Origin of the sequence: Caballeronia sordidicola (assembly GCF_002220365.1) — a bacterium.
Lineage (GTDB): Bacteria > Pseudomonadota > Gammaproteobacteria > Burkholderiales > Burkholderiaceae > Caballeronia > Caballeronia sordidicola_C.
In genome coordinates this window covers 1-21718 of the sequence record NZ_MTHB01000298.1, presented here as the reverse complement: position 1 = coordinate 21718, position 21718 = coordinate 1, and the positions used below count along the sequence as shown (strand labels likewise).

19 protein-coding genes are annotated in these 21718 nt (G+C 54.8%); 5 read left to right on the top strand and 14 right to left on the bottom strand.

Translation table 11 applies throughout. From position 1 onward, the window contains the following. Positions 1-1063 precede the first annotated feature (1063 nt). Positions 1064-2509, top strand: coding sequence for a MocR-like pyridoxine biosynthesis transcription factor PdxR (pdxR, locus tag BSU04_RS43360; RefSeq protein ID WP_179258634.1), 1446 nt, complete (start codon positions 1064-1066; stop codon positions 2507-2509). 509 nt (positions 2510-3018) lie between these two features. Here pdxR and BSU04_RS43355 read toward each other — a convergent pair. The 13 genes from BSU04_RS43355 to BSU04_RS43290 form a co-directional block, all read right to left on the bottom strand. Beyond that, the gene (locus BSU04_RS43355; protein ID WP_089166323.1) at positions 3019-3474 is read right to left on the bottom strand and encodes a carboxymuconolactone decarboxylase family protein; all 456 of its coding nucleotides are present in this window, start codon (positions 3472-3474) and stop codon (positions 3019-3021) included. A 370-nt stretch (positions 3475-3844) separates the two neighbouring features. Beyond that, positions 3845-4294, bottom strand: coding sequence for a GNAT family N-acetyltransferase (locus BSU04_RS43350; RefSeq protein WP_089166322.1), 450 nt, complete (start codon positions 4292-4294; stop codon positions 3845-3847). A 518-nt stretch (positions 4295-4812) separates the two neighbouring features. Then, complete coding sequence (locus BSU04_RS43340; protein WP_179258633.1) at positions 4813-5520, bottom strand: GntR family transcriptional regulator; 708 nt, start codon at positions 5518-5520, stop codon at positions 4813-4815. A gap of 70 nt (positions 5521-5590) precedes the next feature. Then, the gene (locus tag BSU04_RS43335; RefSeq protein WP_089166320.1) at positions 5591-6622 is read right to left on the bottom strand and encodes a proline racemase family protein; all 1032 of its coding nucleotides are present in this window, start codon (positions 6620-6622) and stop codon (positions 5591-5593) included. 12 nt (positions 6623-6634) lie between these two features. Continuing rightward, a complete protein-coding gene (locus tag BSU04_RS43330; protein ID WP_089166319.1) occupies positions 6635-8116 on the bottom strand; it encodes an aldehyde dehydrogenase family protein in 1482 nt (493 codons plus the stop codon). 14 nt (positions 8117-8130) lie between these two features. Continuing rightward, positions 8131-9504 carry an NAD(P)/FAD-dependent oxidoreductase gene (locus BSU04_RS43325; RefSeq protein WP_089166318.1) on the bottom strand — a complete coding sequence of 458 codons (1374 nt, stop codon included), beginning with the start codon at positions 9502-9504 and terminating at the stop codon, positions 8131-8133. After that, positions 9420-10436, bottom strand: a complete 1017-nt coding sequence (locus BSU04_RS43320; protein WP_089166317.1) for a 4-hydroxyproline epimerase — start codon at positions 10434-10436, stop codon at positions 9420-9422. The genes BSU04_RS43325 and BSU04_RS43320 overlap by 85 nt, the downstream gene beginning before the upstream one ends. A gap of 55 nt (positions 10437-10491) precedes the next feature. Continuing rightward, positions 10492-11370, bottom strand: a complete 879-nt coding sequence (locus BSU04_RS43315) for a dihydrodipicolinate synthase family protein (protein WP_089166316.1) — start codon at positions 11368-11370, stop codon at positions 10492-10494. A 35-nt stretch (positions 11371-11405) separates the two neighbouring features. Further along, entirely contained in the window at positions 11406-12071 is a 666-nt protein-coding gene (locus BSU04_RS43310) for an amino acid ABC transporter permease (RefSeq protein WP_089166327.1), read from the bottom strand. Positions 12072-12081: 10 nt separating this feature from the next. Then, the gene (locus BSU04_RS43305) at positions 12082-12750 is read right to left on the bottom strand and encodes an amino acid ABC transporter permease (protein ID WP_089166315.1); all 669 of its coding nucleotides are present in this window, start codon (positions 12748-12750) and stop codon (positions 12082-12084) included. A gap of 10 nt (positions 12751-12760) precedes the next feature. Then, complete coding sequence (locus tag BSU04_RS43300) at positions 12761-13594, bottom strand: amino acid ABC transporter ATP-binding protein (protein ID WP_089166326.1); 834 nt, start codon at positions 13592-13594, stop codon at positions 12761-12763. Between the two features lie 449 nt (positions 13595-14043). Beyond that, the gene (locus tag BSU04_RS43295; RefSeq protein WP_089166314.1) at positions 14044-14877 is read right to left on the bottom strand and encodes a substrate-binding periplasmic protein; all 834 of its coding nucleotides are present in this window, start codon (positions 14875-14877) and stop codon (positions 14044-14046) included. 455 nt (positions 14878-15332) lie between these two features. Further along, a complete protein-coding gene (locus BSU04_RS43290; RefSeq protein WP_089166313.1) occupies positions 15333-16463 on the bottom strand; it encodes a porin in 1131 nt (376 codons plus the stop codon). 490 nt (positions 16464-16953) lie between these two features. Here BSU04_RS43290 and betC point away from each other — a divergent pair, with 490 nt between their 5' ends. The 3 genes from betC to BSU04_RS43275 all read left to right on the top strand — a co-directional run bounded on the left by betC (position 16954) and on the right by BSU04_RS43275 (position 20427). Beyond that, complete coding sequence (gene betC / locus BSU04_RS43285; protein ID WP_089166312.1) at positions 16954-18504, top strand: choline-sulfatase; 1551 nt, start codon at positions 16954-16956, stop codon at positions 18502-18504. A 144-nt stretch (positions 18505-18648) separates the two neighbouring features. Next, positions 18649-19374, top strand: coding sequence for a GntR family transcriptional regulator (locus BSU04_RS43280; protein WP_089166311.1), 726 nt, complete (start codon positions 18649-18651; stop codon positions 19372-19374). A 219-nt stretch (positions 19375-19593) separates the two neighbouring features. Next, complete coding sequence (locus tag BSU04_RS43275; RefSeq protein ID WP_089166310.1) at positions 19594-20427, top strand: substrate-binding periplasmic protein; 834 nt, start codon at positions 19594-19596, stop codon at positions 20425-20427. A 137-nt stretch (positions 20428-20564) separates the two neighbouring features. Here BSU04_RS43275 and BSU04_RS43270 read toward each other — a convergent pair whose 3' ends face one another. Continuing rightward, positions 20565-20813 carry a hypothetical protein gene (locus BSU04_RS43270; RefSeq protein WP_089166309.1) on the bottom strand — a complete coding sequence of 83 codons (249 nt, stop codon included), beginning with the start codon at positions 20811-20813 and terminating at the stop codon, positions 20565-20567. 652 nt (positions 20814-21465) lie between these two features. Here BSU04_RS43270 and BSU04_RS43265 point away from each other — a divergent pair. Continuing rightward, a partial coding sequence (locus BSU04_RS43265) for a transposase (RefSeq protein WP_179258632.1) occupies positions 21466-21718 on the top strand: 253 nt, incomplete at its 3' end.

Here is a 21718-nt window from a genome sequence, read left to right as displayed (position 1 = left end):
TCGGTCTGGACGCTCTTGCGCATGCCGGTGAGCATCAATGCGATCAGTGCCGGCAAGGGCAATTTGCGACGACGTTGGAACGCCGTGGGATGCTCGGGATCGCAAGCAAGGTGACGAAACTGTTGAGTCTGAATATGGGCGGCGAGATCGGCAAACAGAGTGGGAAGAGACATGGGGCCAACGAAGATCAAAAAGATCCTCATTGGCCGCCACCCTGCTGGCGTCTAAAAAGACGCCAGCAGGGTGGCGGCCGCGCGAAGTTGGCTTCACGTCAAGCGCTTTTTAACTCGATTGAGTTCCGGCGCGGCAGCTGCGCTTAACTTGGGTGGATTGGACTACCCGCTCCCGCGGTTAGCACCGCTGGGGCGAAATTTAAATAGCTGGAATTAGATCCAGCGATCACTGCGGAGCGACCGGAAAAGCGGCTGAGCGGGGAGGCGCCGACGATATGCTCCAGCGGTTAGCCTCGATCGCCGCGGTGACGCATTGACGCATTGACGTATGACGATTAAACCGCTTGAGGGATCCCGAGCGATAGAGGGTGGCGCGCTGCACAGCGCCACCCTCTCTGGCAAACAGCATCGATGTGACAACGGCGCTGGAGCAACATTTTCCATCAAACAACATGAACGGAAAAGGTAATTAACGATTTCCAGTCGACTGCCGGCGCTGAGGTGCAAAAGGTAGTCGTTAAACCCGAACACCTAGCATGCCCAATACGACAACTGTAGTCCATACTGTGCTAGCAGTGATCAAGAGCCAGCAGATTTTATTCGCTCGCTCAATGCGAACACCATGCGTTAGCATTACAGTTGGAGTCCGCAGGCAATATGGCAAAGGACTGAAAGGTCCGATTACTTTGAAGAACAGTAGAATTCATGTCGTTGCTCTGGAATGTCCGGATGACGCAGGCTCGATAGTCGCGCGGTGATTCCGATGCGGGCTCTGAGCATAAGACAGCGACACTTCACGAGTGGGCCGAAAATGCCGATATAAATTGGGTCAAGGCGTTAGTTTAAGTATTAATTTCTCGTCCCACGACGCTGTAAGAGGAAGAGACACTTTGGTCGATTTTTTAATTCGTTTGGATGGAGTAGGCTCGATTCAGCAGCAGGTGTACAAAGGGATTTACAATGCATTAGCCGAGGGGCGCTTAGAGCCAGGACAGCGCTTCCCTGCGTCCAGAACGTGGGCGCTCGAGCTAGGGGTGTCTCGTAATACAATCAGGGAAGCGACTGCGTCGTTGATCGTTGAAGGTTGGCTCGAGGCTCGTTCGGGTTCGGGTCTATATGTGCGAGACGCGCTGCCTCCTAACAAAATTACGCCGTCAAACCCCTCGAAGCGGCCCCAGTTGTCACAATGGTCAGATCGGCTTCCGCCAACAATGATGTTGCTGAGCGATAGGCATGCGCATTGCGATTTTCGTCCGGGTGAGGTTTCACGGGATGCCGAGAATTTATTACGACCGAGACGTTTGGCGCGCTGGCCTTCCGACTTAGAGCCGGGCCTGCTCTCCAAGTACAATCAGCCGGAGGGAGACCTTCGCCTTCGCGAGCGCATTGCCGCGTACCTCCGACAATCACGATCCGTTCGATGCACTTCGTCGAACATTGTCATTACCACCGGCACTCGCCAGTCTCTCGATATTCTGTCGAGACTGCTGCTCGGTCCGGCGACGTCAATTGCCGTTGAGGATCCGGGCTATCCTGTTGTCGCGGACATCGCGCGGCTGTGCGGCGCGGATTTGGTCCCTCTGCAGGTGGACGAGAACGGCATCAAGGTCGCGGATATTCCTGCGGGAATCTCCGCGGTGTACTGCACACCAAACCATCAATTTCCCTTGGGAGTATCGCTGTCGATGGAGCGGCGGCATGAGCTACTGGCCCGAGCCGCAGCAAATAATTTCGTTATCGTCGAAGACGACTACGATTGCGAATTTTACTACGGCGCAATGCCGCCTCCTTGTCTGCAATCAATGGATAAGGATGATCGGATTATTTACGTGGGCTCACTGTCCAAAACTCTTGCGCCTGCCTTCCGTGCAGGCTTTATCGTTTCACCCCCTTGGCTAGGTGAAAAGGTTCGTATGGCGAAATGGGCTGTAGACCGACAGACATCCACCCATGTTCAAAACACCTTGCTGCAGCTCATGGTAAGTGGAGAATTTGCTTCTCATCTGAAACGCATGCGTACGGAGTATGCGAAGCGCCGCGCAACTCTTCTTGAAGACATCCGGCGGCTTCTGCGTAACTGGCTGATCCCCTTGGAATCCTCATGCGGTCTCCATATTTCCGCGAGGGTGATACATGGCTACGATGCCCAGGCACTCTGCCGGATAGCGGATGCAAACGGCGTCGGCATATATCAGGCACGAGAATTTTCGACGACGGGACGTGCCGCCGACATACTGGTTTTTGGCTTTGGCAGAACATCGTTAGAAGAAATTAAATTGGGTATCGGATTGCTGGCCACAGGTTGGCAGAAGGAAGCCAGCTCATGGCGTACGTGAACTATCGCTTACGTTTTGCTCGTATGACTGTGCCGAGTTGGGTTGGAACGGACGGCCTACCTGTCGACGCTCGCCGCCATCTCATAGCCTACCCACGCCATGGCCACAGTATGCGCATGCTGCCCACACGGGCACAGATCGACGCAAGCAGATATATCCTAGGCGGGCAGTCTGCGCGTGGCCACCAAGACCGAATCCTGTCCTCTCCCCTCCTCTTCCCTCCCCTCCGGCTATTGGGAAGGCGACTCGTTGCGGGTCAGGGGCGCCGGAAAGAAATTGTCCGTTGACGCTGCTGTGCAACGGACAATTGCTTGATGCTGCTCGCCAAGATCGAAGTCGCCTCTATTGTCCGCGCTGTCAGTCCCTCTCTATTGACCAGGGGCAGCTTCCGGCAAAAGGCCGGCCTTTATCCGAGAGAAATCAAACCATAAGTGCTCTCTGAAGGGGGCGGTAACAATACACAAAAAACGGTGGCACTGCTGCGTCGAAAATGTACGACGCCTGGGCACTCAAACCTCAACGGCGGCAGCTGGTTTATTACGAAAACTGATGCTAAGGCGATTGAACGCGTTCATCAGCGCGATCGCGTATGTCAAATCTGAAACTTCCTTATCATCAAATACGGACGTAACAGCGTCGTATTTAGCGTCTGATACGCCAGTCTCGCCAAGTCTCGTAACAATTTCGGCCCACTCCAGCGCTGCGCGTTCGCGAGTGTCGAATACCGCTCCGGCCTCATTCCATACCGGAACCAGGACTAGTTTGTCCACTGTTACGCCCCGTTTGATCAGGTCGCGGGAATGCTTATCTATGCAATAAGCGCATCCGTTTATCTGCGACACCCGAAGATTGACCAGGTCGACTAATTCATGCGGAAGTCCGCAGGTGTACAAGTAGGCCGGCACTTTTCCGAATGCCTTGTATCCTTCCGGAGATACCGTTGCATAGTCAATTCGATTACTCATGATAGATCCCTCAAATAGTAGTTGGAGAAATAACTTTAGTTTTGCGATATTTCGTTACACGATGATAGTTGTCAGATTAGCAAACCCGCGCTTACACAATTTTGAACTGCAGTCGCATTAATAGCAGATTGCCTCGTTTTACATATTACGATGTTTCTCGCATCCGCTTGGAAAGGGAAGAAGATAACAGCAAGCAATATTGATATTAGAAAAGCAACGCCACTCAGCACAACAAACCTTCGGGTACGCGGCTTACCCAAGAGGCCCGCGGAGTAGTGGACGGGTGCCGGTTATTGCGAATAACTTAAATCGCCTCCGCTTGAAACACAAAGGAGCCCCATGCCGAGATCAGGGAATTGCATCACCATTACTAATTTCTTTCAGTTATTAAAGCCCGAGCAAAGTGCAGCCCCGTTTCGACAAAACCATTGCTCCGATAGAACAGCTGCGCTTGTGTTTTTTGAAGGGCTGTGTCAAGTACAAGGTGCGTGCAACCGCGCTCGCTCGCAATCTCTTTGACAGCATCAAGCACCTCGCGGCCGATTCCCGTGCGAATTAAACGGGCCGAAACCACAAGATCCTCGACGTAGGCGAAGCGGCCATAGAGAAAGTTAGTCTGTATCCTATATCCAGCGAGAGCAATCAACGTGCTGTCATCGTAAGCGCCCAACAATGCGTAGCCTTGTTGCCGCTGGACCTCAATTTGCGATGCAAACGCGCCCTCATTGTCAAGTTTCGGCCGTAACTCGCTCATTAAGTCGAACACTGAGCTCAAGTTTTGATGTTCGCACAGATTTTGAAATGAGATGCGGCTATCCATGGTTGCGTTAATCCATAAATAAGTGGCCTGTTCGCCCAAACAAAACGAGTCTCGTAATGTCGCTTATATTGCGTTAAACAGCTAGCCAGCGATGAATAGTCGGGCGCTAATCCGCTAACTGGACAATGCGCAACGTTCTACGACTGCGAGGTTAAAGGATACAGGACAAATCTCGCGTAGGCGGGCCGAAACTTGCGATAAGAATTGGGCGTCGATAGCTATTGAAATGCGCCGCCTTTGTCTGTGGATTCGCCTATCGTAACCTGGGTAAGGGTCGAGCCTTCGGAGCTGATGAATGCAGTACGGTCGCGGCCATAAACCTTTCGCTTTTCTGTCATATCGAGGCTGGCCGCGCGCGTCTGCGCCGGCTGTTTAGCCGTCGTTGCGAGGCGCGCGACCGCGTGGAGGTAGGTTGTAGTCTTGCTGGATTGCCACCCGAACAGCGGCCCGTCCAAGGAGGCGCCATACTGGATTGACCTGCTCTGTAATGCCAAATGTGTCTTGACGTCAGGGATGGATCAGAATATTGCCACCGACTCCGTCAAATTTTGTCTCATATAGTCGAGGAACCGCTTCTGAAAGAGCATGGTGTGTTCATGGGCGGCTTTCTCGGCAGCATCGGCGTCGCGTCGTGCTATTGCATCAATCAACTCGTCGTGGTCGCGCCCAAGCTTCGTTGCAGTCGGCGAGCTAAGGGTAAAGTCGAAGTGAAGGTGAAGCAGGCGTTGCCCCTCGCCGAGAAGCCGCTCGTAGTACCCAACGAAGTAAGGATTACTTGCTGCATGGGCTATAGCCATGTGCAGCGCCTTGTTCGTCTCGGACATCGCCTGGAAGTCTCCGCTGCTGACCGCCTCCAGGTAGGCGACATCAGCCTTCCGAATGCGGGCTAAATCTGACACGGTGTGCTGCGTGGCAGCCAGTCGGCTCACTGCCCGCTGAATGAGGTCGAGGGCCGAAATATATTTCGGAAACTCCTCAATTTCGAACGGAGTGACGAGTGTTGTCCGGTTCGGCAAAATCGTAACCAACCCTTCGCTGCTGAGTCGCGCAAGCGCATCCCGGACAGGTGAGCGCGACAGTCCGAACTGGGCTGCCAATGAGACCTCGTCCAACTGGGCGCCGGGCTTGAGCTTGAGCGTAAGTATCTGCTTGCGCAGTTCCTCATAAATATATCGCCCACCGTGCCGACGGGTGCCTGCTCCGGTCTCCGGCATGTCTTTGCTCATTGTCTCGTCGCCTCCGTTACGGGCCTGAAAGGACGGGCGCACTTTCAAGTTTACCATTGCGCGCCCGCCTTCAAGTTTTGGGAAATCCGGAGCCCCATGTGTCGCTCAACATGAAGCCCATGGCCAGCGGGTCATCCGGGTCGACTCCAAGCTGCTGGATGCCGTAAATCCATGCGCGACCCTGAATGCGGGGTAACACCGCAGCCTTGCCCGCCACTTCGGTTCGACCCAGCAATTCGACCCCAAACTCTCCTCCGATGATGGAGCGCGAAGTAAGGCGGTCGCCCACGTCGACACGCCCTCGTGCGGCCAAAGTTGCCAGATTTGCTGAACTGCCGGTCCCGCAAGGAGACCGGTCGACGCGTCCGGGAGGCAAAGTTGTGCAGGTCTGATACAGCTCGTCGCTCAGACGATTTCGAAACATGACATACGCGACGTCGTTAATCTGCGGGTACAGCGGGTGCTGCACACGAACCCGCTGATTGATTACATCCTTCAGCTTGACGCCAGATTCGGCTAGCTGGCGTGCGTTTTCTGGCGCTATTCTCAGGCCAACCTGGTCCACGTCGATAAGTGCATAGTAGACGCCCCCGAAAGCGATGTCCGCCTTGATTTTGCCGAACTCTGCGGTCTCAAATTCAAAGTCAAGGTACTCAACGAAAGCGGGCACCATATCCAGCGAAACGCCGACACAACGCCCGTCTCGACATGTGGCGCGGGCCGTCACGAGTCCCGCTGGCGTATCCAGCACCACGGTGGTCTCCGGCTCCTCCATCGTCACCACGCCGAGTTCCAGCAGCGCGGTGACCACGCAAATGCAATTGCTGCCTGACATGGGATGCGCTTTGTCGGCTTGCAGCACGATGAAACCAGCGTCAGCTTCTGGACGCGTTGGCGGAAGCAGGAGATTGACGGACATTTGCACGCAGCCCCGCGGCTCAAGAACCACCAGCCGTCGAAGGCTGTCGTCGACCTCGTTGATATGGTTCATCTTGTCGAGCATGGTCTTTCCGGGGACATCAATGACGCCCGCGGTAATAACCTTCCCGATTTCACCTTCGCAATGCACATCCACTAACTGCAACGTCTTCGTCCAGCGCATGATTGTCCAACCTTATTTGATGTACCAGCCCCACGGCTTCTCGCTTTCGTAGCGAGTAATCTGCTTGGTTTCGAGGTAATTGTTCAAACCCCACTCTCCCAGCTCCCGTCCGATACCGCTTTGCTTGTACCCGCCCCACGGCGCCTCGGTGAAAGTAGGTTGCGAACAGTTAATCCACACGATACCCGCCCGGAACGCGCGCGCCACTCGTTCGCATCGCTCAAGGTCTCCTGACATCACAGCTGCCGCAAGACCAAAGCGGGAGTCGTTTGCCGAGCGCACCGCATCAGCTTCGTCATCGAAGGGACGGATGCATACGACGGGACCGAAAATTTCCTCCCGCCAAATCCAGCTGTCCTCGGGCACGTCAGCAAACACCACGGGCTCCATGAAGTACCCCTTGTTGAGATTTGCCGGGCGATTTCCGCCCGTGACCAGGCGTGCACCTTCCTCCTTCCCACGCGCGACTGCCTCCAGAACCTTTTCATACTGTCCGCGGCTAACCAGAGGCCCTAGCATTACGCCTTCGTCGAGACCGTTGCCTATCGTGATTTTGCGCGTCTCCTGTTCGAGTCGCTCGAGCAGGCGTTCATAAATGCCGCGCTGAACGAGAACCCTGGACGTTGCGGAACACACTTCGCCCTGGTTCCAGAAAATGCCGAACATAATCCATTCGACGGCCGCTTCGACATCGCTGTCATCGAATACCACGAATGGCGACTTCCCACCGAGTTCAAGGCTGATATTCTTGATGTCGCGTGCCGCGGCCTGCATGATGCGGCTGCCGGTCGGTACGCTACCGGTGAACGCGAGCTTGTCGATGCCGGTGTGTTCGCTCAGCGGGGCGCCCGCATCTTTACCCAAGCCGGTCACGACATTCAGCACACCCGGCGGCAAGTCTGCTTTGCTGGCGATGTCGGCTAGCTCAAGGGCGCTCAGCGGTGTGAGCTCTGAGGGCTTCAATACCATCGTACATCCAGCAGCAAGCGCGGGCGCAATTTTCCAGGCCGCCATCAGCATCGGAAAGTTCCACGGAATAATGGCGCCAGCCACACCGACGGGCTCTTTTCTCGCCACTGAACTAAAGCGGTCATCCGAAAGCGTCACGGGCTGTTCAGCGTTTTCGTCCAGCTGTTCCGCGAGACCGGCATAGAACTCAAAGCAGCCAGCTGCATCGCCAAGGTCCCATAGGGCTTCGGGCAAGGGCTTGCCGTTATCACGCACCTCAATCTCTGCGAGTTCGGGCAGACGGTCGCGGATGCCCTTGGCGATTCTGCGCAAAACTGCACCACGCTCGGCACCGCTCATGCGCGGCCACGGGCCATTATCAAATGCACACCGTGCCGCCTTTACAGCAAGGTCGATGTCTTCTGCCGTCGCGGCAGCAACTTTCGCGAGAACTGTTTCGTTACTCGGGTCGACAGTCTCAAAGACTCCACCTTTAACAGGTGCAACCCAGCGGCCATTGATGAAAAGTTGGTCATACGATTTCATGAGTTCTCTCTATATCAGGCAAATCGGTAAGCGCTGAACGGCTTTAGGTCCTGTTTCGTCGGACGCCCCGCGACCATATCGCCGATAAGGCGTCCCGTGGTGGCGCCAAGCGTGAGCCCTAGTTGTCCATGGCCCAACGCCATGAACACGTTCGGCAGTCGTCGCGAGCGGTCGATGACCGGTTTCGTATCTGGCAGGAATGGACGATAGCCCACGCCATACTCCAAACTTTCAGTGCGAAGCTCAGGCAGGATTCGCTTCGCTTTTTCAAGGATGATGTCGGCGCGCTTGAAATTCGGCTTGGCACCACGACCTGCAAATTCGATTGTCCCGCCAATCTGCAGGCCTCGCGTCATCGGGCTAAAGCAGAAGCCGCCGTCTGCGTAGATGACGGAGTGCCGAATTTGCACACCCGGGTTGGGCAGTAGCGCCTGATATCCAGCAATCCCTTCCAGCGGGATGCTTACGCCAAGCGCATTGAAGAAGCGTCGCGATCCTGTGCCAGCTGCGACGACGACGTGGCTGGCGGAGACGCGTTCGCCATTGGCGAGCGTCACCCCTGTCGCGCGCCCAGCCGACTCGTCGATACTTGTTGCCTCTGTGCGAATCCGACAGCCGCCCTGGTCGATGAAACTCTTCGTGAGCGCGGCAATAAACCCTTCAGTGTCACTAACCGCGCGCCAGTCTGGAAAGAGCAACCCATGAGCAAAGCGGCCCGCCAGCGCGGGCTCAAGATCGCCAATTTCTGACGCATTGAGGCGTTGAGCCTTGAATCCAAGAGATTGACGAAGCTCGAGATGCGGTTGCTCGTTCTCGATACCAGAAGGATGGTCAAAGACTTCGAGAATGGGACGCTCGCCCATTAATGCCTTGTCTTCACATACAGCGAGCAAGGGTGCATAGTCGGTGTAGACGTCGCGCGTGAGTGTTGCCATCGATTGTGCGATGTCAACGATTTTGGCGTGCCTTGCGGATGCGACGAAGCGGAAGAACCACGGCAGAATATTCGGCAGCGCGCTAGGCCGTAGAGCTAGTGGCCCTTTCTGGTCCATAAGCCATCCCGGTACTTTCATCAGGATGCCAGGCTTCGACAGCGGAATGATTTCACTCACGGCCATCTGACCACAGCTCCACTTCGCCGTGCTATCGCCCGGCGCGGCGGGGTCAATCAATGTGACCACGTATCCGTTGCGCTGAAGGTAAAGAGCACAACACACCCCAACGATGCCCCCGCCGATAACAGTGGCGTTTTCTTGCGCAGTCGGGGACCGCGCTCCCGCGATATGCTCTTGATGAACGGCGTTCAAGCGACAAACTCCCGCAGGGTGAAGCCATGCGCGTAGGGTTGGGACTCGTCGACGTAGTATTCTGCGCGCCCCGTTATCCATGCGCGCCCCTCAATGCTGGGGAACACGGCGTCGATGCCACTTTCCAGTTTAGTTGTTGATTCGACCCGCCCGATGAAACGACTGCCGATTAGACTCTGATGCCGAAACACCTCGCCCTCTCTCAGCAACCCGCGTGCGAAGCGTTGCGCCACCCTCGCGGAGGTACCGGTGCCGCACGGTGAGCGGTCAATAAGGCTTTCGCCGGCAATCACGACCGCGCGTGCGTCAGCGTCTTCCCTCATTGGGTGGCCAGTCCACATGCAATGTTTTACGCCCCGGATTGCCTGATTGTCCGGATGCATGACTTCAATCGTGTCGTTGACCAGGGCCTGCATCTCGCGGCCCCACTCAAGCAACTGTTCGGGCGCAAAGTGCTCACACCCCGGAAAGTTGGGCTGAACTTCCACGATAGGATAAAAATTTCCGCCATAAGCGATGTCGACGCTCAATCGCCCGAGTTGGGGCAGGACAACCTCTACATCGCGGTGCAACAAGAAACTGGGGACGTTCGTGAACCGGACAGAGGTCACCATGTCGCCGCTCATCTCATAACGCGCGGTGAGTTGGCCGGCAGGAACGTCGACGACGACCGTTCCCGGTCGCTTCGGAACGACAAGACCTGCCTCCAGTACAAACGAAATCGACCCAATCGATGCGTGCCCGCACATAGGCAGGCAACCAGATGTCTCAATAAACAGCAGACTGAAGTCTGCGTTCGCGCTTACCGGCGGATACAGAATGGTGCCGGACATGTGCGAGTGACCTCGAGGCTCCAGCATCAGTGAGCGACGTATCCAGTCGTACTGCTCGACGAAAAAACTTCTAAAGTCATTCATCGTTGCACCGAGTAGCGTGGGAGCGCCGTCAATCACCATTCGTACAGGCATGCCCTCGGTATGGCCTTCGATGCACTTGAAGTTGTGTCTCGTCATTTCGTTTGTCTCGTTGCGGTTGCGCCGGCGCGCGATGATGCCGGCGCTCGACCCATCAGGCTTGCGAAGCTTCGAACACCGCGCGAAATTCCGCCTTTTCGGCGTCTGTTAGGGGTTGCAACGGCATACGCGCGATGCCCACCTTGAAGCCTGCGAGTTCACAGCCGTACTTGACCTTCTGGATGAACTTGCCCGCTTCCATGCTGGCCATGACAGGGAACAGTGAACGCATGACGTCTTGCGCCCCCCTGATGTCACCGGCCGAGAACTTGTTGTAGAAGTCGACCACTTGTGTCGCGAAGCAGTTTGCCGGCCCACAAATCCAACTGCTCGCGCCCCAAAGGAAGAAATCGAGTGCCTGGTCATCGGAGCCGCACGACAGCTGGTAGTGGTCCTTGTACTTGCCGCCGATTTCAATTGCGCGCAGCAGATTGCCGGCGCTTTCCTTAATGCCCACGACTCGCGGATTGTCCTTGAAAGCATCGAGCACCCCATAGCCCACTTCGACGTTCGTGCGAACCGGATAGTTATAAAGCATCACATCAACATCTGGCACTGCAGCCAGAATCGCTTCATAGTGGCCAATGAGTTCCTCTTGCGACGGCAACGCATAGTACGGGGGCGCAATCAGCACGTTGGTGTAGCCGGCATCACGCGTCTGCTTGACCTGTTCAATTACCTCACGGGTACAGGAGCCATTGGCGCCCGCAATCAAGTGGCCACGGGTGCCTACAACCTCGCGCACTGTCTTTAGGACAGCACGACGCTCTTCATTAGTTAACGCGTAGTACTCACCAGTCGAACCGAGGGGAACAAAACCACTTACACCAGCTTTGAGCTGATATTCAAGGATGGACGCCAGCATGTCGTGGTCGACCGCGCCGGACGCGTCGAAAGGAGTAACAAGGGCGGGCAAAATACCTTTAAATTGCATGAGTTTTCTCCAGCTATTGGCGATAGAAGGTTGGGTTAGTAGGCATAGCGCCTGAGCATCCGCGACTCAACCACGCCGACCAAGCGGGTCAGCGGGAAAGCGACAAGGAAGTAGATAATCGCGACGGTCGTAAGGAACTCGACAGGCCGGGCAGTACTAGTTGAAATGTTTTCTCCTACAAACATTAGGTCTGCCACGCCGACTGAGGAGATGAGTGCACTTTCCTTGAAGAGGCTGACGACGTTCGATAGCAACGGAGGAACTGCTCTCAGCAGCGCCTGCGGGAAAATCACATACAGGATCTTTGCATGGGGCGAGAGACTGAGCGCAATGCAGGCGTCATGCTGTTCGGCCGAGATAGACTTGAGCGCACCACGGAAGGTCTCACTCGTAATGGCCACCATATAAAGTGTCAGCGATATAACGACCGACAGGTACGGTGGAATCGGCAGCCTGAAAACAATCGGAAAGCAGAAGTACACCCAAAACAGTTGTATCAGCAGAGGCGTGCCTCGAAAAAACTGTACATAAAAAGTCGTCAACGCTTTGATCAAGCGCGATGGTGACATGCGCAGGATGCTCATGACAAAACCGCCGATGCTTCCAATGACGGCGCAACTGGTAGTAAATGCAAGGGTCAGCCCAAGACCCTTCAAAAGTACGAACCAGTACGGTAGTACAACCGAAAAATCCAGATTCATTGTCATTTCCTCAGTGTCCCGCAGCATCTTGGCGACGCTCGATGACTCGTGCAGATTTCCCGATAAGCAGTGAAAGCGCGAAATAGATAAGAGCGACGATAGAATAGGTTTCCAAGGGCCGATAAGCTTCTGTCGCCAGGCTCTTGCCGACGTACATCAGGTCCGCTACCGCGACGATGGCAACTAGCGCACTTTGCTGAAGGCTACCAATCCCGTTCGTCACCAGGACAGGCGTGGCGTTACGCAATGCCTGCGGCAGAACGACGTACACGGTACGTTGCCACGGCCGCAGGCCGAGCGCCACTGATGCATCCAAATGTTCTTTCGGCACTGCCTGTACGCCGGCTCGATAAGCCTCGGCGTTAAAGGCAGTCAAATTCAGACCGAGTGCCAGTACACCCATGGAAATGGGGTCTATGAAAACGTCAAGCATCATTGGGATGCAGTAGAAAAACCAGACAATCTGCAAAAGAGCCGGCGTGCAGCGGAAGAATTCAATGAAGAGCTGTGCTGGCCAACGTACAATTGCCCAACGACTCATGACGAGCAGGCACAGAAGAAAGCCAAGCACAAGACCCATGAGATTGGACGCGATGGCGAGCTCAATGGTCACCCTGAGGCCACCGAGCAGTGCACTAAGGCTGCCGGATAGAAAGCTGAAGTCGAAGTGGTAGTTCATGGCTTCGACCTCAATCAAGATGAAGAATTTTTTCGAGAAACTCGCGAGTGCGAACCTCTTTGGGACACTTGAACATCTCAGCAGGTGCGCCTTCCTCGACGATTTTCCCGCTCGCACAGAAGACCACGCGCGTCGCGATATCGCGAGCGAAATGCATGTCATGAGTGACGATAATCATCGCCATCCTCTGTTCGGCCAACTGAAGCATAACGTTCTGCACTTCAATGACCATTTCCGGGTCCAGGGCCGATGTAACTTCATCGAATAGCATGAGTTTCGGCTCGAGCATCAAGGCGCGAGCGATAGCTACGCGCTGCTTCTGACCTCCCGACAATTGGCTCGGATACGCATGCAGCTTGCTTTCTAGGCCGAGGCGAGCGAGATACAAGCGCGCGCGCTCGGTGGCTTCCGCTTTCGAGATACCGCCAACTTTGACGGGAGCAAGAACGAGATTGCCAAGCACTGAAAGATGCGGAAACAGGGTGTAGTGCTGAAACACCATACCAATCTGCTTCTGCAGCTTCGCGTCGATACGCTTTCTGCTCCCAGAGTTCGCGCCATAGATATAGGGCTTGCCCTGAAACCCTATCTCGCCGCCCTGAACCCCTTCGAGCCCCATCATGACCCGCAGAAGCGAGCTTTTGCCGCTACCGCTGGGGCCGATGATGACCAAGCGGTCGTCGGCTCGCATGTTTAGGTTCATGTGGTCCATGACGACGAGATTTTCACCATAGGACTTGTACACATCACGAAACTGAACGAAATCGCCCTCGGTTGAAGGAGAAGTCTCGCGAATGTTCGACTGCGTGTCTGGCTGAACGACCATGGTTTGAGGTGACACCATAAGATTTCTCTCCGGGAAAGCGCGTATCGGACGCCAGATGTAAGAATCGAAAATCGAAGCCAGTCGGTCTTCAGCGTGTTCGAAATGCTTGCAATTGAATGGCTGGCGCGCGCCCTCATAGAAGCGAATATTGAAAGCCCCATCGCCGCTAACGCCGATGTATCCCACACTCATAACGAGAAGAGCAACCGCTTCATTCGCAACATCGTCGTAAAAAAGACGGGCACGGAGATTGAGGCGATGACAAACCTACAAAACACTATTCCAGTTAGTTATCCAAATTTATTGGTTGGATACCCATTCAAAGTACTCGCGTTAGAAAATTCGCTCAGTCGGAGACGTTCGCGACATAGTTTCAGAGGTGACCAGTTCGCACCGAGAATGCGGCTCGGGCCATAGGGTTTTTTCGCGCTCTAGAGCCCAACCAGCTTGAATCTCGCGCCCGAAATTTACTTGTTGGTAACAAGCATGGATTGCACCGACTCCTTGATAAGGCGATTGACGGCGCCTGTTTTAACCTGCTGAGCGAGGTACTTGTTCAGGACATCGATGTCGGCTGTGGGCGTCTCCTTGCGCAAGCCGAACGCGACTTCTTGCTGAGCTAAGGCGGGGGTCGGCTGAAACGCAACCGCCCATTCCGGATGCGATTCTGTAAGAAGCATATTTGTAATATTCGCGTCCGCGAGCAGGTCGGCGCGCTTGGAAATGAGAGCCAGACGTGTTTCGTCGTTACCGGGCAAGCGCATGATTTGCGCCTGCTTAAGCGCTGCCGAGATGGCTTTGTCTTGTGAAGTGCCTGACATCACTGCCACGGTCAAGCCAGACTTGTCGATGTCGGTAAGCGATTGCGGGGACTTCGGGAATTTTGGATTGTTCTTGTTGTACACAAAGGAGACGTTGTAATCGGTAGCGGGCGCCGAGAATGAAACGGCTTTTTCGCGCTCTGGAGTGTCGTTCAGCGCTAGTGACAGGTCCCATTTATCTGACTGCAACCCCGCGACGATGTTGTCCCAAGAGGTATCAACGAACTCAACCTTTACCTTAAGTACGTTCTGTCCGAAGTCACGGCATAGGTTCGAGAAGAAGCCGCTGTACGCCCCGGACTTCGGGTCCCTAATAACGTACGGAGGCGCTACCGCGGCTCCGCAACGCAGTACGCCGGCCTTTTTGACGGTCTGCCATGCGGTTTGATCGTCGGCGCGAGATTGCATATTGATCGACATTGACGCGACCGCTACCAAACAAAGCAGGGCGTAGGGCTTAAGACGCAGCAGCCGGACCATAGTGACCTCTCGGTAAAGGGTAATCCCGCAGATTCGAAGACATCTAAAAACACTGTTGTGTATTTGATTGTGTGCAACCGTGTATGCATACTAAAGACTCAATATTTCTGCTGTCAACTAGGCAATTGCCCTCGTCAGCGGAAATTGAATCGAAGCGACCACTGCGAACGCTGGAGTTCAATCTCGCGAGATAGCTTGGCATCCGACTGCTCGCAGCCATCGCGGAACTCTGTAGGACGGCGGGAAATGGCAGGAACAAAGGGCCAACAGAGCTTCTTGCATGCCGGTTCGGCCTGTGATGCAATCTCGCGCACTTGCTCGTCGCAAGGCGGACGCGTGAAATCAAGCGCCTGCTAAGGGCCGTCGGCGATATCGACGATCTGTGGTCGGAATTAACGGACAATGCCGCTGACGCCAAGTGTCCGCCGCGTGAGCCCTCGCCCCAAAGTTCCAAATTAAAATTTATGCCGGATACCAAGCCGTACGACAGTCTGACGCGCACTTCCCGGCGCTGCGGTTGCGGTAGGCCCAATAGCGTAAATGCTCGCAAAAGTCGAATCTCCCGCGGCTTTCTGGAAGATAGCCATAGCAAACACGTCAGTACGCTTGGAAAGGCTATAGTCCAGCATCAGATTGAATTCATGCCATTTAGGATGCAAGTCTCCCGTGGCCGCACTCTGCTTGCCGTTTGTGAAGAAGTAGCCACCTGACAGGAAAACGCTTGGCGTTATCGTGTACGTCGCATTAACTTCATAGTTATCGAGACGAAGGTAGCTCGCCACGATCGGACCGGAGGTTATCCCGTTCAATACCGTGCGGGCCCACGAGGCAGCCAGTTTTAAGCTGCCGAATGCATAAGTTCCGCCTGCGCCTAAAATTCGCTGGCGACCAGCTGCGAAAGGCGCGTCACCATTAGAAGAAACCGCACCGTCAGCGTTAGTACCTGGGTTGTCCAACTGCTCGAATGCGGCCCCGAGGTACAGGGGACCATTGGCATAAGACCCGCCGATGCTATACGCACGATTTTGCTTGAAGCCCCCAGCTTGGTTACTCATCCCATACAGGGTACCAAAGGTGAGGCCGCCCCAGTTAGGGCTGGTGTATTTGACCGAATTGTCAACACGGAAGTCATTGCCGATGTTGTCACTGTCAAACGGATGGCACATATAGCCACCGCCGTACGTACCGCAGGCAGTTAGGGGATATAAATAGTCGACAACCGGGTCATACTGGCGTCCCAATGTGACCTTGCCCCAGTTCTGTCCGGTCACGCCCAGCCAGGCTAGGCGACCAAACATCCGACCGCCTTGGCCAAGATTCCCGTTTGCGACGCTGAAGCCATTCTCAAGTTGGAAAATAACGTTGTTGCCAGCGCCAATATCTTCCGCGCCCTTTAGCCCGAAGCGACTCGCCTGAGGTGGACCGTCTGACAGAGTAAGCGCGTGGCCCCCGCCTCCCGTCTTGAGGTTGCTCACATAGTTAAATCCCGCGTCGACAATCCCATACAGCGTGACACTGCTTTGCGCATTGGCCGCGTTCGCTGTCAGCAACGCGAACGCGGCAACCATAGACTGACTGACTTTCATATAGGATTCCTCAATTTATTGAATACGATTACTTATGCGTTGTTTTGTATCCGCCGTTTCGCAAGATGGTGCCGTCCGCGGATTCCCGACTCCACGCTTCGCGCTCTGTACCCTCGCCTCCGCAAGGTGATGATCGCGCCCTAATAATCACCCTGCCTCACTGACCATTTCGCCAGCCACCTTCGCTCCGGCAATGTATACAGCAACGTATGCATTACAAATAATTATGTCGCCGTGGTTTCGACAAAGTCAATGAGTCAAAAAGCCAATCTTATCCAAAAAAAATCGCGTTTCCTTATGTTTATTAGGGTAAACGACGCTACTCTAGCAAACACTTCCCACAAAAAAACCTTTACTTGTCGTTTCCTCGTCGACAAAATGGTATGTGACGTTCCAATGACTGATTCTTTTATTTGTGTCGCCCGTGATAGCCACCCCGCTGCCGAATGAAGATGCGGCCACGCCCGTAGGAAGTAAGGACAGATTTGCTATGAAACAGCCAAACATAATTTTCATCATGGCCGACCAGCTTGCAGCGCACGCACTTGCCGCGTACGGCAACACCGTCTGCAAAACACCTCACCTCGACAAACTCGCGACCGACGGAACGGTGTTCGAAAACGCCAATTGCGCTTACCCGCTTTGCGCTCCATCGCGCTTCGCTCTTATGAGTGGCCGTTTGGCTTCGCGAATCGGCGCATATGACAACGCGGCGGAGTTTCCCGCCTCGGTACCCACTTTCGCGCACTATTTACGAGATGCCGGTTACTACACTTGTCTCTCGGGCAAGATGCATTTCGTCGGTCCTGACCAGCACCACGGCTTCGAAGACCGATTGACCACCGAGATATATCCATCCGACTTTAGTTGGACGCCAAAGACATACGAGGAGGTGGGTGACCCGGAGCGTCCCGAACACCATGTGAAGACCCAGGGTGTTTCCAGTGTAGAAACCGTCGCCGACGCTAGCGCTGTCGCCCGGTCGATGCAGATTGACTACGACGAGGAAGTGGCAAGACGAGCCATCCAGCAAATCTATGATTGGCGGCGATACGGAGATGGACGTCCTCTGTTCATGACCATCTCATTCACACAGCCGCACGACCCGTACGTATCGACTCCCGAATTCTGGAATCTGTACAAGGACGAGGAAATCGACGAGCCGCGTGTTCAGAGGATTGACCTGGACAAAATGGACTCTCACAGCAGGGGGCTGTACTTCCACTATGGTCTGGACAAGTTCAACGTCACTGATGAGGTCTATCGGCGCGCCCGACGCGGCTACTACGCGATGATTTCCTACATCGACCAAAAAGTGGGAGAGATTCGAGCAGCCCTCGAAGCCACAGGCATGGCGAAGGACACCATTTTAATCTTCACATCAGACCACGGGGATATGGTCGGAGAGCGAGGCCTGTGGTTTAAGAAAAACCTTTTTCAGCCGGCCCTTTCTGTCCCGCTTTTTTTCCATGACCCAAGTTCGAAGGGCCTGGGACGCGTTCGCGCGCCCGTTTCTCTGGTCGACGTCCTACCGACTTTGGTCGAAATTGCGACAGGCAGCCATGACGCCATTGTCACCGAGTACGAGGGGAGTAGTCTGCTGCCGCTTATGAAGAACGATGACCCCGAGCGCATCGTCTTCGCCGAGCATCTCGACGGGGGCACAAAGGCGCCCCGCGTGATGGTCAGGAGGGGCAAGTACAAACTCGTGTATTCAGAAGCGTACGCACCTCAGTTTTATAATCTGGAAGCAGACCCGGGCGAAGTCACCAATCTCGCGGAGAGTGCAGAAGCGCAACCTATCTTCGATGAACTGAGGTCACTTCTGATGGAAACGTGGAACTTGGACGACCTCCGGAAAAAAGTAGTCGCCAGTCAGCGAACCAGGCAGTTCCTGATGCGCTCATTGCAAATTGGGAAGGTTGTCGACTGGGAAACATATCCGAATGCTACCCGCGACCACACTAAATTTGTACGGCGCGGCGATTACTTCCCCGAGGTGGAACAGCGCGCGTATCTCAGACTGCCTCACAGTGATTGATCGGACTAGGCCCTAATACCTAGTGGCCGTCCGAAATCTGTCCGCGACCCTGCACGCACGGAATCAAGGTGCCGGAGGGTAGCACCGCCATCGGTCGTAAATCGACGCGCTCCACTACCGCGACCAGACAAACCAGAGCAAGTTATGAACACAATCCTTACCGACGACGACCGCAGAGGAAAAGGCACCAGCACCAAGACGGTGTACGACACGTTGCGCGCTGAAATACTTAATCTTGCTCAACGGCCAGGGATACTTCTCGATGAATCCACTCTGGCTGAGCGCTTTCAGATGTCGCGCTCGCCGATACGCGAAGCCCTCATCCGGCTCGTCGGCGACGGACTTGCAGTCGTCCTGTCAAATCGAAGCACAATTGTCTCGCCTATCGATTTGGAAGCGTTTCCGAAGTACGTCGAGGCGCTAGGTATCGCACACCGGCTGAATAGCAGGCTGGCTGCAGCCAACAGAACGGACGATGACTTGGCAATGATGGCTCGAGCCAACGCAGCTCTGCGGGAGACTATTGCTTGCGAAGACTATCTGGCTGTCTCTGCCTCCAACAAGAACTGCAACATGGCCGTCGCGCGCGCGGGCCGCAATCCCTACCTAGCGGCTTTTTACGAGAGGCTGCTCGATGAACGACGCCGCATGTTCAACCTGCATATCGAGCACTTGGGGAAGATCCACGAGGCGGACCAACTACTTCTGCAGCACGACATGATGCTCAAAGCAGTTCGCTCTGCCGAGCCGGACCTCGCAGACAATCTGGCTCTGGAACAAATCAAACGGTTCCGCGAGAGCTTTCTTACCTTTATGCGCAGCGACCGCACAGCAGAAGTAGATCTAAGTAAATCGGTTTACCAAACGTGAGTTTTCAGGAGGCTGATTCTATGCGCGGCCGTCTACTGGAAGATACCTATTACATAGGGAGCATTCGTCGGATTCGATGGAAGGGTACTTCTTATAGATAGTATTCCCTGACTAATATCATTTTCTCAAAGGCACTGTATCAATTGACCGAGCGACCGGTCCGGCTCAAATTTCTACACTGATACGTCGACTGCAGTTACCACTTTTCCCGAGGCTGATATGTTCGGATTAAATCGTTGCAAATTCGGTATCTTTGCCCTCACGGCGCTCCTCTCCACTGCCCTCGTCAGCGGAACGGTGTACGCCGATGATGGCAGCACATGGCAAGCCGTACGGAAAGCTGGCGTGCTTCGTTGTGGTGCCGCTGTCGCACCTCCGTATGTAATGCGTGACCCAATCACAGGTGGGCACAGCGGTTTTTTCAGTGACCTGTGTCGCGACTTTGGTGAGAATGTCCTGAAAGTCAAAGTCGAATTTGTCGATACAACCTGGGACAACATCGTTGCTGGTTTGCAGTCGGAGAAGTGGGACTTGTCGATGGCACTAAACGACACTCCTGCACGGCGCGAGGCCATTAGCTTTTCAATGCCTGCAATCGACTACAACGTCTCATTTGCGTACAACAAGAAAAATCCAAAGTTTGCCGCGGGCATCCGTTCAATGGCCGACATCGACAAGAAGGACGTCGCTATCGCTGTTATGTCAGGGACCGCAGCAGACAAGGCAGTTACTCCCATTCTGAAGCAAGCGCAAATTGTTCGACTGCCGGGAGATGACGAGGTCCGGCTTTCGTTGTTATCTCGACGGACCGATATGATCGCCGACCCTTCCATCACCAACATGCTTCTAACGCAAGCGCATCCGGACTGGGCTGCGACCTTCAGCCCAAATCCGCCTCTTGCGCATCAGGACGTGGCCTTCGGAGTGCGCAAAAGCACCTCCCCGGCCGACCTTGCAGTGCTTAACGAGTTTATCCAATCAAAGGTGAAGACCGGCGCGGTAGACAAACTCGTGAAAGCATCCGTCGAGAAAATGCTGAACCCCGGAAAGTAGGCAGTTCGACTGCCCTCTTTGCGCGCAGCCTCTCATAACAGGGCGGCTTTGGGTGGCGCGATTACAGCGAACGCCACCCCAGTTGGCCGCGCCGCAAACCTGGCAACTGCGTTGAGCGCGATGCCGGTATATTCAGCTCAGGTTGCTTGCCCTATCAATCTATCGACTGTTGAACGAGCACCGAACAGAGCTTCGTCCTCAGCGTCGGCGCCTTTCTCGTGGACGCGGCTGGGGCCCATGCTGGAAAGGGGTTTCAGAAATTCGATCGCCTCGGCCGTCACAGGACCGATATGTACCGTGCTGACGTCGTATCCACTATAAAGTCTGTCGATTCTGATGATAATTTCAAATCCACGATACTCGTGTTGGCTATGTCGTTCATTCATCTTTCCCTCGCTGTTTGGTATTGTCTAGAACCGTAATATGGAGGAAGGACCCGTTCTTCAGCGGCGCGATGGTGCACCTTTGATCGACCGCGGTGTTACGACTGCGGATTGTCGTGAAGTCGTAACGACGGAAAACAGATCTGGGACGATACAAACTCGCCGCAATCCTCAGCGAGTGGCTGATTTTTGAGAAAATTGAGGAACCGACATTATTTTGGTTCGATGTCTCCGGCCACCTGGGATTGGCTTTAGGACGGCAGACTATGCCCGAATATTGCGTCTGAAGCGCTGCGCGAAGCGACGCTTCACGGCAATGCGCAGCTAGCGTTTTTGCGACGTTCGTTGCGCTGTCCACTTCCGACGCTATCTGGCCGCGCGGAGCACGAGTACCGCATTGGTTCCACCGAAAGCGAACGAGTTGGACAACATCGTGTGAACGGCTGCATTGTCCCTGGCAACATTCGGCACGTAGTCGAGATCGCAATCGAGGTCGGGGACCTTTAGATGCATGGTCGGCAATAACGTTTCATGCCGCATGAGTTATGGTCGAAAGTGGTGTTCGGGGTGAGGCAAGGATTTGAAGGCGGTGGCGGTTTAGCTGAGAATGTTGCTTGTCTAGAGTAACAACCAGCCAAACCGAGATCCACCACCAATGAAGAAGCTTACAGAAGAAACAAGCGCGGGTAAATCGGAAGCACGGCCCAGTGGGCTGGACGATTTGATTCAACAGGGCGCGCGGCAGATTGTCCAGCAAGCGATCGAGGCAGAATTGGCGGCATTGCTAGAAAGATACGACAACGTGAAGACCCTTGATGGACGACGGACTGTGATTCGCAATGGCTACCTGCCTGAGCGCGAGGTTGTCACGGCGATCGGCCCGGTCACCGTGAAGGTGCCGAAGGTTC